The 16,754-nt window shown below is 30.8% G+C and carries 13 protein-coding genes and 1 other annotated feature; all 13 genes read right to left on the bottom strand.

Annotated elements, in window-relative coordinates; genetic code table 11:
- Positions 1 to 33: 33 nt before the first annotated feature.
- Entirely contained in the window at positions 34 to 879 is an 846-nt protein-coding gene (locus BMY79_RS02780) for a polysaccharide deacetylase family protein (RefSeq protein WP_083383451.1), read from the bottom strand.
- Between the two features lie 217 nt (positions 880 to 1,096).
- Positions 1,097 to 2,029 carry a translation elongation factor Ts gene (tsf, locus tag BMY79_RS02775; protein WP_022747987.1) on the bottom strand — a complete coding sequence of 311 codons (933 nt, stop codon included), beginning with the start codon at positions 2,027 to 2,029 and terminating at the stop codon, positions 1,097 to 1,099.
- A 140-nt stretch (positions 2,030 to 2,169) separates the two neighbouring features.
- Entirely contained in the window at positions 2,170 to 2,898 is a 729-nt protein-coding gene (gene rpsB / locus BMY79_RS02770) for a 30S ribosomal protein S2 (RefSeq protein WP_022747986.1), read from the bottom strand.
- 383 nt (positions 2,899 to 3,281) lie between these two features.
- On the bottom strand, positions 3,282 to 4,907 hold the full coding sequence (groL, locus tag BMY79_RS02765; RefSeq protein ID WP_074730383.1) for a chaperonin GroEL: 1,626 nt from the start codon (positions 4,905 to 4,907) through the stop codon (positions 3,282 to 3,284).
- Positions 4,908 to 4,948: 41 nt separating this feature from the next.
- Complete coding sequence (locus BMY79_RS02760; RefSeq protein ID WP_022747983.1) at positions 4,949 to 5,236, bottom strand: co-chaperone GroES; 288 nt, start codon at positions 5,234 to 5,236, stop codon at positions 4,949 to 4,951.
- 313 nt (positions 5,237 to 5,549) lie between these two features.
- Positions 5,550 to 6,338, bottom strand: coding sequence for a Cof-type HAD-IIB family hydrolase (locus BMY79_RS02755; protein ID WP_022747981.1), 789 nt, complete (start codon positions 6,336 to 6,338; stop codon positions 5,550 to 5,552).
- Between the two features lie 34 nt (positions 6,339 to 6,372).
- Positions 6,373 to 6,693, bottom strand: coding sequence for an ArsR/SmtB family transcription factor (locus BMY79_RS02750; protein WP_022747980.1), 321 nt, complete (start codon positions 6,691 to 6,693; stop codon positions 6,373 to 6,375).
- A complete protein-coding gene (locus tag BMY79_RS11855; protein WP_083383449.1) occupies positions 6,694 to 8,370 on the bottom strand; it encodes a carbohydrate-binding domain-containing protein in 1,677 nt (558 codons plus the stop codon). It lies immediately after the preceding gene.
- A gap of 10 nt (positions 8,371 to 8,380) precedes the next feature.
- Positions 8,381 to 9,241: an MYG1 family protein gene (locus BMY79_RS02735; protein ID WP_022747978.1), complete on the bottom strand. Its 861-nt coding sequence runs from the start codon at positions 9,239 to 9,241 to the stop codon at positions 8,381 to 8,383.
- A 115-nt stretch (positions 9,242 to 9,356) separates the two neighbouring features.
- A complete protein-coding gene (locus BMY79_RS02730; protein WP_022747976.1) occupies positions 9,357 to 11,630 on the bottom strand; it encodes an ABC transporter permease in 2,274 nt (757 codons plus the stop codon).
- Between the two features lie 14 nt (positions 11,631 to 11,644).
- On the bottom strand, positions 11,645 to 12,343 hold the full coding sequence (locus BMY79_RS02725; protein ID WP_022747973.1) for an ABC transporter ATP-binding protein: 699 nt from the start codon (positions 12,341 to 12,343) through the stop codon (positions 11,645 to 11,647).
- A gap of 256 nt (positions 12,344 to 12,599) precedes the next feature.
- On the bottom strand, positions 12,600 to 14,708 hold the full coding sequence (locus tag BMY79_RS02720; RefSeq protein WP_074730382.1) for a chorismate-binding protein: 2,109 nt from the start codon (positions 14,706 to 14,708) through the stop codon (positions 12,600 to 12,602).
- Positions 14,709 to 14,875: 167 nt separating this feature from the next.
- Positions 14,876 to 15,127: a binding site (T-box leader), on the bottom strand.
- Between the two features lie 140 nt (positions 15,128 to 15,267).
- Complete coding sequence (locus tag BMY79_RS02710) at positions 15,268 to 16,752, bottom strand: glutamate synthase subunit beta (RefSeq protein WP_022747970.1); 1,485 nt, start codon at positions 16,750 to 16,752, stop codon at positions 15,268 to 15,270.
- Between the last annotated feature and the right edge of the window lie 2 nt (positions 16,753 to 16,754).

Below are 16,754 nucleotides of genomic sequence, written 5' to 3'. Positions count from 1 at the left end.
AAACCTCCATTAATCCCTTATATTTACTTGCCCTTATTCAATACTACTAGAATTAAAAAACTGTATTACATTTGCATCTTTATCAATCGGTAAAATTTGAGATTTAGATTTCTTTAAATCATTTATCAGTCTCCCCAAATTTTCAACCGTTGTTGACTCTACAATTCCATCATGTAACAAAACCACAGATATCTTATTTTTTGCAATTTCTTGTTCCATTTTTTGAATTCTATCTTCACTATTAAGTGATAAAATCTCAGCAACATTCCAATCAACATATGTTATATTATGTTTTTTTAAAAAATCAACAAACACTGACATACTCACGTTGCTTATACGATTGTTACTACTTCCTAGGAATCTGTAATATTTACATTTTACTCCCGTATTATTGTACAATAGCTTCTGTAAATGGAAAAAATCTTGTTCAAATGCCTCTTTTGAATTATATACTTGGTTCAACTTATTAGTATACGAACGCATCCCTAATGTATGTCCTTCATCTACTATTCGTTTATAAATATTTTTTGCTTGTACACTTTCATTCCCATCAACAAAAAAAGTTGCCTTAACATTTTGTTCTTTTAAAACATCTAAAAGACGTTGTGTATTTTCACTTGGCCCGCCTTCGAATGTAAGATAAACTTTATTTAGATTATCTTTTTGAACACCGACACCATTATAAGAACGCTGTTCTAATTGTTTTGATAAGAATTTAATATCTTTATTCAAGCGAACGACAAAAATACTCAAACAAACCAAGCCTATAAATGATAAAACCATCCACACTATAATAGATATAACTATAGTGTTTTTTATCTTATTTATACGCCTACGCCTATTTCTTGCTTCATTAACATTTTCCCCCTTTTCTTCCATAATCTCCTCCTAAATTATTATACCTAGTTATATTTTATCATATATTAATAGGTTGTAAATAAAATCTTGTGGAAATATTTAAAAAAAAGGAGAAATAATAAGATATTATCCGACTTTTTCAAGGAATGTAATCCTTTTATTTTCTCGTTATATACAAAGCCCCAAAGTCAATGACTTCGCATGACTTTGGGGATAAGTAAGTATAATCTCTTACAAATTATGCATTTAACTGTGCAGCTACTTCTGCAGCGAAATCTTCTTCTTTTTTCTCGATTCCTTCACCAGTTTCAAAACGAACCATCTTCTTAACAGTTACAGTAGCACCAACTTTTTTAGATACTTCTTCTAAGTATTTAGCTACAGTCTGTTTTCCGTCTTCAGCTTTAACGTAAACTTGATCTACTAAGCAAACTTCTTTTAATTCTTTGTTTACACGACCTTCAACGATACCTTTGATAACTTTCTCAGGTTTCTGAGATTCTTTTGGATCGTTCATGATCTGAGCAAGAAGAATTTCTTTTTCATGAGCAATGTGCTCAGCTGAAATTTCTTCTCTTGAAATATATTTTGGATTTAAAGCTGCAACCTGCATTGCAATGTTTAATAATGCTTCTTTAACGTCATCATTAACAACTTCTGTTTCAGCTTCAATGATAGAAGCGATTCTTCCGCCACCATGTACGTATGAAACAACACATCCGTTTTCAGATGTAACTTTAACAAATCTTCTGATTTTTAAGTTCTCACCGATAACAGCAATTTTATCTACTAATGCATCTTTAACTTTCTTGCTTGCATCTTCGTTCCAATCTTCTTCTAATAACTCTTCTACTGTTGTAGCGTTTGAATTAACTACCTGAGTAGCTACAGAAGCAACGAATTCTTGGAATACTTCGTTCTTAGCAACGAAATCAGTCTCAGAGTTAACTTCAACCATAGCTGCTGTATTTCCATCGATTTTAACTGAGCAAAGACCTTCTGCTGCAACTCTACCAGCTTTTTTCTCTGCTTTAGCCTGGCCATTTTTTCTTAAGAATTCAATAGCCTCATCCATGTTACCTTCTGTTTTATTTAATGCTTTTTTACAATCCATCATACCTGCGCCTGTAATTTCACGCAATTCTTTTACCATAGCTGCTGTAATAGCCATTATTTTCATCCTCCAATTATTTAATTTAATTAAACATTTCAAAAAACTCGCACGATGTGATGCAGTCTTACGACTGCATTTCACATCTATTTGAGTTCTTTAAAATACTTTTTCCTCTTCTTTTAAAAGGATAGAGCAAATTAAGCTTCTGTTTCTTCAACATCTGCTTCTGAGTTTACTTCTTCTACACCCTGTTTTGCTTCAATAACAGCATCAGCCATTTTAGAAACAATTAATTTAACTGCTCTGATAGCATCATCGTTACCTGGGATAACGTAATCTAATTCTTCTGGATCACAGTTAGTATCAGCGATACCAATTAAAGTAATTCCTAAAGACTGAGCTTCTTTAACACAGATTCTTTCTTTCTTTGGATCTACAACGAAGATAGCATCTGGAATTCTCTTCATTTCTTTGATACCACCAAGGTTTTTCTCTAATTTATCCCATTCTTTTTTAAGTTCAACAACTTCTTTCTTTGGAAGAACATCAAATGTTCCATCTTCAGACATTGTTTCGATCTGTTTTAATCTTTCAATACGGCTCTGGATAGTCTTGAAGTTAGTTAACATACCACCTAACCATCTTTCGTTTACGAAGTACATTCCACAACGCTCTGCTTCAGATTTGATAGCATCCTGAGCCTGTTTCTTTGTACCAACGAAAAGAACTGTTCCACCTTGAGCAACGATGTCAGAAAGTGCATCATATGCTTCATCAACTTTTCCTACAGATTTCTGTAAGTCGATGATGTAGATACCATTACGCTCTGTATAAATGTATGGAGCCATTTTAGGATTCCATCTTCTTGTCTGATGTCCAAAATGAACACCTGCTTCTAATAATTGTTTCATTGAAATAACACTCATTTTAATACCTCCATGGTTTAATTCTTCCGGTCAACTCACTCGACAAAGCTACCTTTTCAGGCACCAGTTTTACCGTCATTAACCGTGTTTTCTTGTTTCTATTTGGTATGTCTTTTACAAAGATGAGTAACTTGCAAAATAAACACACACAGTAGAGTATAACATAACAAATATGTTTAAAGCAACATTTTTTTCTTACTATTTTATAAAAAAAGTAATCGTCAGAAAAACACCACCAATTAGCGCTTTTCTTCCGATTACTTTTAATAAATTTCATGTGTTATTTTTATAGAATAATGTATAAATTATATATAAGCATATACTTTTTTGCTAATTTTAAATAGTTAATTATAATATTTTCTATTTACTCATTAACTATTAAATTACATCATTCCACCCATTCCTGGATTTCCAGCTGGCATAGCTGGTGCTTCTTCTTTTATATTAGCAACTGCAGATTCTGTTGTTAATAATGTTGAAGCAACTGATGTTGCATTTTGTAATGCACTTCTTGTTACTTTTACAGGATCAAGGATACCTGAGCTTACCATGTTAACATATTCTTCTGTTGCTGCATTAAATCCAACACCCACTTCAGATTCTCTTACTTTATTAATGATGACTGCACCTTCTAATCCAGCATTTGCAGCAATGTAATATAATGGTGCGTCTAATGCTTTTAATATAACTCTTGCACCAGTTTTTTCATCTCCTTCAAGAGTTTCAACTAATTCTTGAACTTTTTTAGCTGCATGAATGTAAGCTGATCCACCACCTGAGATAATTCCTTCTTCAACTGCTGCTCTAGTAGCATTTAATGCATCTTCTAATCTTAATTTTGCTTCTTTCATTTCTGTTTCTGTTGCTGCACCAACTCTGATAACTGCAACACCACCAGCCATTTTAGCAAGTCTTTCTTGTAATTTTTCTTTATCAAATTCAGAAGTTGTTTCTTCAACCTGATTACGAATTTGTTTAATTCTCGCTTGAATTGCATCTTTAGAACCAGCACCATCAACAATAACTGTTGTCTCTTTTTGTACTTTAACTGATTTAGCTTTTCCTAATTGATCGATTGTAACATCTGCTAATTCTAATCCTAAATCTGAGCTAATAACCTGTCCACCTGTTAAAATTGCAATATCTTCAAGCATAGCTTTTCTTCTGTCGCCATATCCTGGTGCCTTAACAGCTACAACATTGAATGTTCCACGTAATTTATTTACAATTAATGTTGTAAGAGCTTCACCTTCAACATCTTCTGCAATAATTAATAATTTAGCGCCTGTTTTAACAATTTGCTCTAACAATGGTAAAATATCCTGGATATTAGAAATTTTCTTATCTGTAATTAAAATATATGGATCATCTAATGTTGCTTCCATTTTGTCCATATCTGTACACATATATGCTGATAAATATCCTCTATCAAATTGCATACCTTCAACTAAATCTAATTCTGTTTTCATTGTTTTAGATTCTTCGATAGTAATAACACCATCATTTGTAACTTTTTCCATTGCATCTGCAACTAAGTTACCTACTTCTTCATCACCAGCAGAAATTGCAGCAACTTTAGCAATTTGATCTTTACCATTTACCTTTTGGCTCATCTCTTTTAAAGCCTCAACAGCTTTATCTGTTGCCTTTTTCATTCCACGACGTAAAACAATTGGGTTAGCTCCAGCTTCAAGGTTTTTCATTCCTTCTTGAACCATTGCCTGTGTTAAAACAGTTGCTGTAGTTGTACCATCTCCTGCTACATCATTTGTTTTTGTTGCTACTTCTTTTACTAATTGTGCACCCATGTTCTCGAATGCATCTTCAAGTTCAATTTCTTTTGCTATTGTAACACCATCATTTGTAATTAATGGTGCACCATATGATTTATCTAATACAACATTTCTTCCTTTAGGTCCTAATGTTACACGTACTGTATTTGCTAATTTATCTACACCTGCGCCTAAAGCTGCACGAGCTTGTGAACCATATTTAATATCTTTTGCCATTATAAAATACCTCTTTTCCAATAAATATTATTTGCTAACTATTAATCCTCAACGATTGCTAAAATATCGTTTTGCCTTACGACAATATACTCTTTTCCATCTAATTTAACTTCAGATCCAGCGTATCTAGAATAGATAACTTTCTGACCTACTTCTACATTCATTTTTACTTCTTTCCCGTCAATCACACCGCCAGGACCTACAGCTACAATTTCAGCTTCCTGTGGTTTTTCCTGTGCTGAACTTGTAAGAATGATTCCTGATTTTGTTGTTTCCTCTGCTTCAAGTTGTTTTAAGACAACTCTGTCTGCTAATGGTACTAATTTCATTTATATATGCCTCCTCGTAAATATCAAAATAATTATCTTATCTCGCTTTTCTTGTTAGCACTCATTTCTTTTGAGTGCTAATTGATGATTTAATAATAAACTTTTTTTGCTATCATTTGCAATCCTATAAAACAAGGGTAATTTGCTTGTTTTATCGGTTTATGTGTATATTTCTGCCATTTTTCTCTTCTTTTCTTTGATTTTCTCATCTTTTCTCTTTTTTTAATAAAAAAATACAACCTATGTCGTTTTATTGACATACGTTGCATTTTTGTTAACTATATCAATTCGAATATGTTGCATTTTAAAGCAACTATATTAACTCAAAATGTTTCATAGCATTGTAAATACCATCTTCCCACAAACTTGTTGTCACATAATCTGCGACTTTTCTTGCTGGTTGAGTGCAATTTCCCATCGCTATTCCAGTATTTACATACTCTAGCATTTCTACATCATTTATACTATCACCTATTGCAAATGTATCCTGATGTTTGATATTTAAAATTTCACATACTTTTTTTATTCCTGTTGCTTTTGAAGTATTTTTTGGGACAAATTCTATAACATCGCCTTCGTGAATAAGAAAATCAAAGTATTCTCCTAATTCCTTTTCGACAACATTCATATCTGTATCTTCTGTTATATCTCCAGAAAATTTATTTATCACTATTTTTCCTTCATAATTTTCAAGAGGGACCGCTTTATCTTTTAATACTTTTTTTAATTTATTAGTGTATGGATCACCTGAAAACTTTTCTATATCAAACCAATGATACTCTGGCCCTTCTAATACTACTGGAATGTGTTGCTGTGTTGTAACATTCAAAGATTTTTCAACTAACTCATCTGATAAAATATTTTCGTAAAGAACTTCGCCATCCATCTCTATATGATTTCCGCACGCAGCAATTATACCATCAAAGCCTATATTTAATAATCTTTCATCGATGATATTTCCTCTAGCTCTTCCACTACAAATAAATGTTTTATGTCCATTTTCTTTTAACAATCTAATTGTTTCAACTGTACTTTTTGGAATTTTATGGTTTTCATCCCAAATTGTTCCGTCAATATCAAAAAAAATAACTTTAGAGTGCATTAATTTTTCTTCCTTCCACATATAACTAATTCATTTATTCTTTTACATGATCTAATCCTTGTCCTATAATAGTATAAACATGATCATCTGCCAAGGAATAAATTATTTGTTTTCCATCTCTTTGGGATTTAACCAATTTTTTTTGCTTTAAAATCTTTAATTGATGTGATATCGCCGATTGTGACATGTCAACAAAATCTGCAATCTCTCCAACACACATTTCTTTTTTTGCAAGAGAAAACAAAATTTTAATTCTTGTACTATCGCCAAATGTTTTAAATACTTCCGCTAATTCGCTAATTATCTGCTCATCTGGCATGCCTGTGTAACCTTCTTCTTTTATATATTCTTCCATTTAGTTGTTCTCCTCATCATCAACTACAATCACCGGATATTCATATACTTTGTCAGCATAAGTAAATTTCAGTTTGTCCTGTAGTTTATTTGATGCGCAAATTATTTTTTTGGTTCCAGCCACAAATTTACCCTGATAGAATTGAGGTCCATTTATGACACTAATATTGTAGTCTGTACCATCTAAAATATTTTCAGGAATATCTAATATACAATAATTACTATCATCATCGTCATTCAAAATCTGCTCATCAAACTTTTTGACACATGCTATAAACTTACCATCATTTACGACAATAGTTCCATTTGTTTGAGAATTTTTACAAATTGAATTTTCGTCTTCCGAACTTGATTCAGCGTAAACATTACTATTTTTCAAAACAACAGATTTTGATGTCCAAAACAAGATATCCTTAGTTCTAATCACATATTTACCTGTTTCTATTTTTATGTCTTTATCATAAGATTTACTCTTTAAAGCCACTTTATTGCAATTTATTTCACAATATTTATCATTCATAATAAACGCATCAGCTACGATAGCATTATACGAATTTTCTATATAGCAATCATTTTTTACGGTTTTTAAATCGCCTTCGCATAAAATTGCATTATTATTAGCTTTTAAATTTAAAGTATTTTCAATTAAAGTAATATCATTCTGAGCTGATATAGCATTTCCAAATGTATCTAATTTCATTTTACTTTTGTTTAATGAAATTCCACTTTCAGAATCTAAGCCTGATAAATAATTGTTATATGTCTGAGAATCCATATATTTATTCATTGCATCAATTCGTTCATTTTGATACAATTCGCAAAATGCTTTCTTCTGAGCCTGTCCATTTTGTACTTTAATTTTTGCTAGTGAACCATTTATATATCCCCCAGCATAAACGCCTCGATTACCTGATGATATCGTATATAATCCACCATTAAAGTCAATATTTTTATTAGCAACAACCGCATTATCACATGATTTAATAGTCAAATTTGCATTGTAAAAATTTAAATCACTTTGTGAAACAATCGAGCTTCCTCTATACGCATTAATAAACAAATCTCCAGAGCCACGAATTTCTAACGGAACCTCCGTAGAGATAACAGCCCTATCTCTAAAATGCTTTGTAAAATCTTTTACTGTATCTTTTTTAGATTTTGATTCTTTAGTAGTTTTTGGACTTGCAATTTTTAGGTTATCTTGTTGACTACCTTCACTTTGTTGATAAATATTGTTTAATTTTTGAATATTTTTTTTAGATTTATCATCTAACTTCTTGTTATACTCATTTTCATCTCCAAAAGTAAGAGTATTCGTTGTATTTTTTTCTATATTCAAGGTAACCTTATGTGCTCTCTTTATTTGGATAGGACTATAGTTTTTAGTTAAAATAACAACATTGCTAAAATTGATAACAACATTTCCACTTTTAACATCAACAATTATGTGTTTATCTGAAATCTTACCTGAAAAATCATACACTCCAGCACGATTAATAATTATATTTGACTTATTTAATACAACACCCTCACCATTTGCAACAATCTTTTCATCTGATAAATCAACTGCTGCATTTCCGCTATGATTTTCATTTATTATCATTGCAAAAACACATGTTGTCACAACAAGCAAAGTCAAACAAAAAATTATAACAAATAATTTCTTATTAATCTTCATTTTTCCTCCATTAAAACTCAAGTGCCATTTTAGCTATAGCTCTAGCACCCTCTATTGTTTCTGCTGCACATAAAAATCCAGAATTATGGCAAAATCTAAATCCCTTAACATTTGTCAACTCTTCTAGTTCTTCCTGTGTTTTGCCTCTCCATTCTTCAGGTAACGCTTTCTTTAGTTCATCTTTATCTTCGTCTGAAGGAACGCACTGAATATTATATCCACCACGATTTGATTTATAAATAACATACTTTATGTTAGTATCTTTAACTGCAGATTTCCATGGAACATCATTTTGTAACTCGAAAATCTCAATATCCTCTGGAAGTTTACTTAATTCTTCTCTAACTATTTCACGAGCTTTTAAATTTGATTTTGTTTTTTCAAATCTTCTTTCTAAGATTCCCTTAGCAAAAGAAACTGCTTCAAAAAATGCCTCATCTGTACTTTTATCTTCGTCCCATTTTGGATTAAAATCAGAAATAGCCATTGCAAAATCATTATCACAGCCTGTATTATCCGAAAGGTCTAAAGGTTGTATAAAATACTCATCAAATTTTTGAGCACTTTCTTCATCCATAATTAATGTTCCGAATTTCTCCCAAAGTAAACCAAACGCTGCATAAGGCACTTCATTTTCTCTATATCTTTTGTCTTTTTGATGGTGATCAAATTCTCCCCAACCAATATCATAAATGATTCCATCAAGCTCTGATGTACACTTAAATATTCTATGTACTGTAATATTTGGATTTAATATTTGTAAAAATGCTGTTGCAAAAACATCGTCCGAATGAAAACTTCCGGCATGTGTGTATGCATTTTTTACATTTAATATATAACTATTTTCTTTCATATTTATACCAATAGACATAACGTCTACCCCTTCCATAATAATCAGACGCATAAATTTAACTTATGCGCCTTTATCTTTTACATGTCTATTTAGTATATCACACAAAGCACTAAAACAAAAGATTTTAAATTATTTATTCTATATTTTTTAATGCTAAGTCCATTGGAATTTTCTTTATTTTTTTGTAAATAAATTGTTCTACAACAAAATAAGATAGCATTCCTAACAATATAACTTCTAAGTAAACCTCTAGTGGTATCTCTAATGGCATCCATCCTGAGAACATTTTTTTCATCATACTTTTATAAATTATAGAAAAAGAATAATATGTAATTGGCAAACTCAATAAAACTGAGAAAAATACAACAATTCTTGTTGTCATTAAATATAATTTTCTTTCTTCTTTTGGAGTATAACCTAAAATTTTAAGCATTGAAATTGAATTTGAATTTTTTTCAATCGTCAACTTAGTTAACAAGAAAATAATTAACATAAAAGTAACTATAGCAAATACATTAACTGCCTTATACATTCCTCCCATTGAAGTTTTTAATTGTCTAGTCATTTTGGTTAAATCGGACTTCGTAATAATTGTTAATATATTTTTTTCGTCTATGTCTCTTATTTTTTTATTTGTTAAATATCCCGTAAAATTCTCCTTTTTAACATTGAATTTCTTGCAAAAAGTTGCTTCATTTAAAACAATCGTTTCATTTGCTGGATATTCAAATACTCTTGATACCTTAAATTTATATTTTTTCTTATTATATTTTTCTTTTAAAGTAATAACATCATTTTTTGACAAGTTGTATTTTTCTGCAATTGATGAACTAATTATCACTTCACCTTTTTGGGGTTTAATTTTAAAATATTTTGATTTTTTAGGAACTCCCATTATCGAAATATCTTCTTGTCTAAATTCTGAATTTGGCAAATTACTTAATGTTTTTTGATAAAATTTTTCTGCGCCCTTTGTCATAGTCTTCTGTGGCGATGTTAAATACACTTGGTATTCACAAACCATATTATCAATAGTTATTTTTTCAAAATTATCTAATAGAGGTACTAAAGCTAATCCAAAAAATAATAATACATTTGCCAAAAATATTCCTATAAAAAGCAACACATAATTTGGAAAATTCTGTAAAAAAACTCTAATTTTAAATTTTGTCATAAAACTAAAATTATGCAATCTAATACTTTTTTTCTTTTTATTTTTGGTCAAATTTCTTCTAATGAAATCAATAGGTAACAATGTTAGTCTTCGGCGCAAAATCACATAATTAACTACATACATTAGAATCAGTGGTAAAATTGTTGTTTTAATAAATGCATCCATGCTAAAAATAGGCGTAAATGTTGGCAAACTATAGCTATTATAATATAAATCAGCACATACTTTAAACAAATATGTGTAACCTAATATATTACCTACAATAGCCGAAATCAAAGTAATTACCATAGGCGAGCATATATAATGTCTTATAATCTCGCTCTTTTTATAACCTGAGGCTCTGAGTGTTCCAATCACATTTGCTTCCTTTACAACCGTGTTATCTGCTGTAACAGCAAATATAAACGCTATTATTGCTATCAAGATATAAAACAGTGTATCTATCATTACACCATCACTTTCAAAATCATCTCCAGCAAACTTTATCGCATTATTTAAATATCTTGGTGTAAAATCCTCTAATTTTCCCTTATAAAAGAGTCTTTTCACCATTTTATCTGATATCTTTTTTTCTTCTGACTGATTGTCTTTTACTTTATTATCAATTTTTTTATTATATTTAAATGCATATTTGTTAATTTCTCGTTCCTTAATCTCGTTATACGCATTTGCCGTTGTTATCGCAACACCAAATTTATTAGCATCAAACATCATATCTGAATTGCTTTTAAAAAGCGTAGAATAATCAGAAAAGGCAACTAACGCACTAATTTTGTATTTTTTACCTTTTAGTTTAATTTTATCTCCTACCTCATAATTATTTAATTTTGCAAACATTCTATCTATTGCTATTTCATTTCTTTTCTTAGGAAATTTTCCTTGCATTAGGCACTCTCGATTTATTTGATGTCTTTTTTTATAAATACGAAGTTCTCTTTCTTTTTTTTCTTCTATTTTGAGATCCTTATAAAAAAGCTCATACGCTTTTATTTTGTTTTCCTTTTCAATTTCTTTCAATGTGGATTTATCTAATTTATCTGCAAATGTAAAATTTCCATTTTCAATATTATATTTTTCAAACCCCTTCTTATTACTTTCTTTTAAACTTACATCAGCTACTATAAATCCTGAAATAAATCCTATAAAAATTACCATAAAAAGAAAAATAGCTAGATATTTTCCAATTTCACTTTTCATATTCCTTAATATTCTTTTTCTTAATGGATTTTTCATTTTCGCTCTCCTACCTACCATTCTAATTCTTCTGCTGATATTTTCTCATTATTCAAATAATTTTTTCTAATTTCTCCATCTTTTAACTTAATTATTCTATCTGCCATATTTTTTATAGCATCATTATGCGTAACCATAATAATCGTTGTTTTGTATTTTTTATTAACATCTTCTAATAATTTAAGAATTGCTTTCGAAGTTTTATAATCTAAAGCGCCTGTTGGCTCATCGCATAATAAAATATCAGGATTTTTTATAATAGCTCGCCCTATCGCTGTTCTTTGTTGTTGGCCACCCGATAATTGATTTGGTATTTTATTTTCATGATTTGATAATTCCAAAACATTTATTAGTTCATTAATATCAAGGGGATTATCTGAAAGATATTCTCCAACCTCAATATTTTCCTTTAAAGTTAAATTTGGAATTAAATTATACATCTGAAAAACATATCCTAAATGTTTTCTTCTATACATGGTTAGTTCTTTTTCAGACATATTTTTAGTCTTATCTCCATCGATTGATACGTAACCACTATCTGCCACATCTATTCCGCCAATAATATTCAATAACGTAGATTTCCCAGATCCTGATGGTCCTAAAAGCACGCATATTTCACCTTTTTGTATTGAAAATGTAATATCCTTTAATACTTGTAATTTATTCTCATCTTTTCCATACGATTTACATAAACTTTTTATTTCTAATAACATCATTACTCCTCCTAGTTTAATTACTTTTGTTATAATTAGTATAGACTAACTTTTGAAAAATGTAAAGAAAATTAAATAAAAACAAAAAAACCAAAGAAGCACACATAAACTATGATATGCTTTCTGAGTTTTTCTGTACAAATCACAGAAATAATTAAAAATCAAGTAACCACTTGGATAGAATCCCAGGCTGGATTTATCCAAGCGATGTTCGGTAATTTATGCTGTGAAAGTTGAGTCATTAATTAAATACATCTTATGTCTCCTCTATTAATACTTGTTTTATTGCTTCTGTCTTATGCTGAATTTCTTGCCACTCAAGATAATCTTTCGAGTCAGCTACAATTCCAGCTGATGCATGTAAATACAAATCATCTTCTTTTCTTAAGATAGTTCTTATTGTAATAGAACTAACTATATTTCCATTAAACTCAAAAAATCCCGTAGCACCACCATATGGTCCTCTTTCTTCATTTTCAAGTTCATTTATAATTTCCATAGCACGTACTTTAGGCGCACCGGTTAAAGTTCCTGCTGGAAATGTAGATTCAAAAAGTTTCATTGTATTGATATTTTTGCTTACTTTTCCCTCCACACTGCTAATCAGATGAAAAACATGAGAAAATTCTTCACTCTTCATCAGTGTAGTTACCTTTACACTTCCTGCATCCGCAACACGTCCAATATCGTTTCTTGCTAAATCTACTAGCATTATATGCTCTGCCTGCTCTTTCGGATTGTTCTCCAAGTCTTTTCTTAAAAACTCAGCCTCCACCTTACTCTTTCCTTTTCCTTTGGATGTCCCAGCAATTGGTCTGATAATAACATTTCCATTTTCAACCCTTAACTGTAACTCTGGACTATTACTAATTAACTGATATGCTTTATCTTCCCAATAAAACATATATGGTGAAGGATTAACTGCTCTAAGCTTTTCATATATACTAAACGGATTAATTTTTTGCTTTATGTGAAGTCTTCTACCTAATTGTATTTGAAATATATCACCATCTTTTATATATTCCTTTGCCTTCTTCACCTTTTGATAATATTCTCTTTCTTCAATATTAGAATGAAGAAATTCAATTTTACCTGTTTCAACTGCGTTTTCGTTATTTGATTCTTTCAAATAATCATTTACAATTTGTATAATATCTATGTCCTTATACTTTTGTGTTGGTAAAATATTATTTATAATCAATATTTCATTATTCTTTGGATTATATTCTATTATGTGTGAATAATATTTCAAATGAATATCCGGGAAATTTAGCACTCGCTTGTTCTTGTCAGCAATCTTTTCAATATAGTGTAAATATTCATATGAAAAAACTCCCATTAATCCGTTTGTAAAATTTGACTCAAAGTCATGAACTTTTTCTTCTTTAAACATTGCCGAAATTATAGGAAATATATCCGAAAAGCATCTTTCTCCCAAATTGTATTCTTGCCGTTCATTATCAAAGATCTCACGAAAATTAATTTCAAATTTTTCTTTTAAATATTTTGAATCGCTCAGTATTTTCATTTTATGATTATCAACAATAATTTCAAGCTCTGGGAACAATCCTATATAGCTATTGCCACAATCAATTTCAGGTCCTTTTACTGAATCAAATAAACAACAACTTTCTGTTCCAAACCTTTTTCTCAATGCTTTAAATACATTAATAAAATCTGTTTTCAGACTTTCTTTTTTTGCATACTGTTTAATTCCAAGTTCATGAATCTCTTTTAATGCCTCATAGCAAATAGTATTCTGATTATGTGTTCCCACTGTTTCTTTCTTGAGATTAATTCTATTCAAAAAATTTTCTAACATTTTCAGACCGCTTTGGGTCATTATGGATTCTGGGTGAAATTGTACGCCCTCTATCTCATATTCTTTATGTACAATACCCATAATTTCTCCATCTTCAGTTTCACATGTAACTTCAAAACAATCTGGCAAACTGTCTTTTTCAACTATCAAAGAATGGTACCTAGTTGCAATAAACTCACTAGGAAAATCACTAAAAACTCCTAATCCTTTAGATATTATTTTTGATGTTTTTCCATGAAACAACTGATTTGCATGAATAACTTTACCACCAAATGCTTCTCCTATAATTTGATGTCCAAGACAGATTCCAAACATTGGAATTTCCCCTGCGAATTTCTTCACAACCTCTAAACAAATGCCTGCACTTTGTGGATTACCAGGACCTGGCGAAATAAAAATCGCTCCTAAATCCATTTGTTCGATTTCTTCAAGTGTGATTTTATCATTTCTTACACAAATAACATCATACTGTAATTCGCGCAAATATTGATAAACATTGAATGTAAAAGAATCATAATTATCGATCAACAATATTTTTTTCATTATCTCTTCCCTTTCTTAACTGCATCAACAACTCTATTAACCATCTTAACTTTCTTTCATTTCATAAACAATTTTTTCAACAACCTCTTTACTATCTTCTTTTCATTCCTCTTTTCACCTCCCCAAAAAAAAACTCTTGTCCTAAGACAATGTATCTCAATTCATTGTCTTAGGACAAGAGTCTATACTCCTGCGGTACCACCTAAATTGATGCAAAATGCACCCACTCACATAATGTACTAACATACATCTTCCCTTGATAACGAGCGGAAATCCCGTTGGGCATTACTCGAGCCACTGCTCTTTGCTCCCACCTTCCCAAGTCCATTCCATGTTCCTTTCATTACTACAATCTCACTATCTGTAGCTCTCTGTAAATCAAACTTGATACATGTACTACTCTCGGTCACTAGTTTATTTCTCTTCTTTTTTTGCATTCTACTTCTTAATCATTCAATTGTCAATAGTTTTTTATAAACTCAACTTTCCCAGCATAAATTACCGACTGGTTTACAGGTGGGAAAGTTGAGTAAATTATATTATTACGTTTAATAAAATTTTATAGATATGAATAACCCATAAGGCTCTTATCTACTTCTTTTGCTACTTCTCTTCCTTCTCTAATAGCCCAAACTACTAAAGATTGACCTCTTCTGTTATCACCTGCAACATAAAGGTTTTGAATTTTAGTTTCGTAAGATCCTTGCTTCGTAGCCACGTTTCCACGTTCTGTTGTAGAAACTTTAAAATTCTTAACAACATAATCTTCTGTTCCGACAAATCCTGCTGCGATTAAAACGATATCTGCTGGGATTTTCTTTTCTGATCCTTCTACATTTACCATTTTAAATCTTCCAGTTTTTTCATCTTTTTCACGTCTTACTTTTACAGTTGTTATAGCTGTAAGATTTCCTTTTTTATCTTTATGGAACTCTTTTACAGTTGTTTCATAAATACGTGGATCATTACCAAATACTGCAATTGCTTCTTCCTGGCCATAATCAGTTTTAAGAACCTTTGGCCATTCTGGCCATGGATTATCTGCTGCTCTTTCTTTTGGTGGTGCAGGCATCATTTCGATTTGAACAACTGATTTAGCACCTTGTCTAATAGATGTACCAACACAATCATTTCCTGTATCTCCGCCACCTATTACAACTACATTTTTATCTTTTGCGCTGATATAATTACCATCTGCAAAATTAGAATCCAATAAACTCTTAGTATTTCTTGATAAATAATCAACTGCAAAATAAATTCCTTTTGCTTCTCTACCTGGAGCTGCAATATCTCTTGCTTTTTTAGCTCCACAGCACATTATTACTCTATCAAATTCTTTGAATAAATCTTTTACGTTTACATCAACACCAACATTAACTCCAGTTTTGAATTCAACGCCTTCTTCTTCCATTACTTTGATTTTACGATAAATTACATCCTTCTCTAATTTCATATTAGGAATTCCATACATTAAAAGGCCGCCTAATCTATCATCTCTTTCAAAAACAGTAACACTATGTCCTCTTTGGTTAAGTTGGTCTGCTGCAGCTAAACCTGCAGGACCAGAACCAATTACGGCAATTTTTTTACCACTTCTTACTTTTGGTACTTTAGCGCTTGCATAACCTTCTTTGTATGCAGTTTCGATAATTCCATGTTCATTATCTCTAACTGTTACAGGCTCACCCCAGTGTCCACATGTACATGCTTTTTCACAAAGTGCTGGACATACTCTTGAAGTAAATTCAGGAAAATTATTTGTTTTCTTAAGACGATTATATGCTTGACGCCAATTTCCTGTATATACCAAATCGTTAAATTCAGGTACAAGATTATTTAAAGGACATCCAGATGTCATTCCACCAATTGTCATTCCTGATTGACAAAAAGGTACACCACATGACATACATCTTGCTCCCTGTTTTCTTTGTTCTTCTTGTGATAGAAAAACATGAAATTCATTAAAATTCTTTATTCTTTCTTTTGGCTCGATTTCTCTAGCGCATTCTCTTTCATATTCTAAAAAACCTGTTGCTTTGCCCATTT

The organism is Lachnobacterium bovis (assembly GCF_900111325.1).
Taxonomy (GTDB): domain Bacteria; phylum Bacillota; class Clostridia; order Lachnospirales; family Lachnospiraceae; genus Roseburia; species Roseburia bovis_A.
This window is presented reverse-complemented; position numbering and strand designations above follow the sequence as displayed.

Excerpts from the sequence above, each read along its gene's own strand:
- BMY79_RS02780 (WP_083383451.1), bottom strand. The coding sequence starts at position 879 with ATGGAAGAAAAGGGGGAAAATGTTAATGAAGCAAGAAATAGGCGTAGG.
- tsf (WP_022747987.1), bottom strand. The coding sequence starts at position 2,029 with ATGGCTATTACAGCAGCTATGGTAAAAGAATTGCGTGAAATTACAGGC.
- rpsB (WP_022747986.1), bottom strand. The coding sequence starts at position 2,898 with ATGAGTGTTATTTCAATGAAACAATTATTAGAAGCAGGTGTTCATTTT.
- groL (WP_074730383.1), bottom strand. The coding sequence starts at position 4,907 with ATGGCAAAAGATATTAAATATGGTTCACAAGCTCGTGCAGCTTTAGGC.
- BMY79_RS02760 (WP_022747983.1), bottom strand. The coding sequence starts at position 5,236 with ATGAAATTAGTACCATTAGCAGACAGAGTTGTCTTAAAACAACTTGAA.
- BMY79_RS02755 (WP_022747981.1), bottom strand. The coding sequence starts at position 6,338 with ATGCACTCTAAAGTTATTTTTTTTGATATTGACGGAACAATTTGGGAT.
- BMY79_RS02750 (WP_022747980.1), bottom strand. The coding sequence starts at position 6,693 with ATGGAAGAATATATAAAAGAAGAAGGTTACACAGGCATGCCAGATGAG.
- BMY79_RS11855 (WP_083383449.1), bottom strand. The coding sequence starts at position 8,370 with ATGAAGATTAATAAGAAATTATTTGTTATAATTTTTTGTTTGACTTTG.
- BMY79_RS02735 (WP_022747978.1), bottom strand. The coding sequence starts at position 9,241 with ATGTCTATTGGTATAAATATGAAAGAAAATAGTTATATATTAAATGTA.
- BMY79_RS02730 (WP_022747976.1), bottom strand. The coding sequence starts at position 11,630 with ATGAAAAATCCATTAAGAAAAAGAATATTAAGGAATATGAAAAGTGAA.
- BMY79_RS02725 (WP_022747973.1), bottom strand. The coding sequence starts at position 12,343 with ATGTTATTAGAAATAAAAAGTTTATGTAAATCGTATGGAAAAGATGAG.
- BMY79_RS02720 (WP_074730382.1), bottom strand. The coding sequence starts at position 14,708 with ATGAAAAAAATATTGTTGATCGATAATTATGATTCTTTTACATTCAAT.
- BMY79_RS02710 (WP_022747970.1), bottom strand. The coding sequence starts at position 16,752 with ATGGGCAAAGCAACAGGTTTTTTAGAATATGAAAGAGAATGCGCTAGA.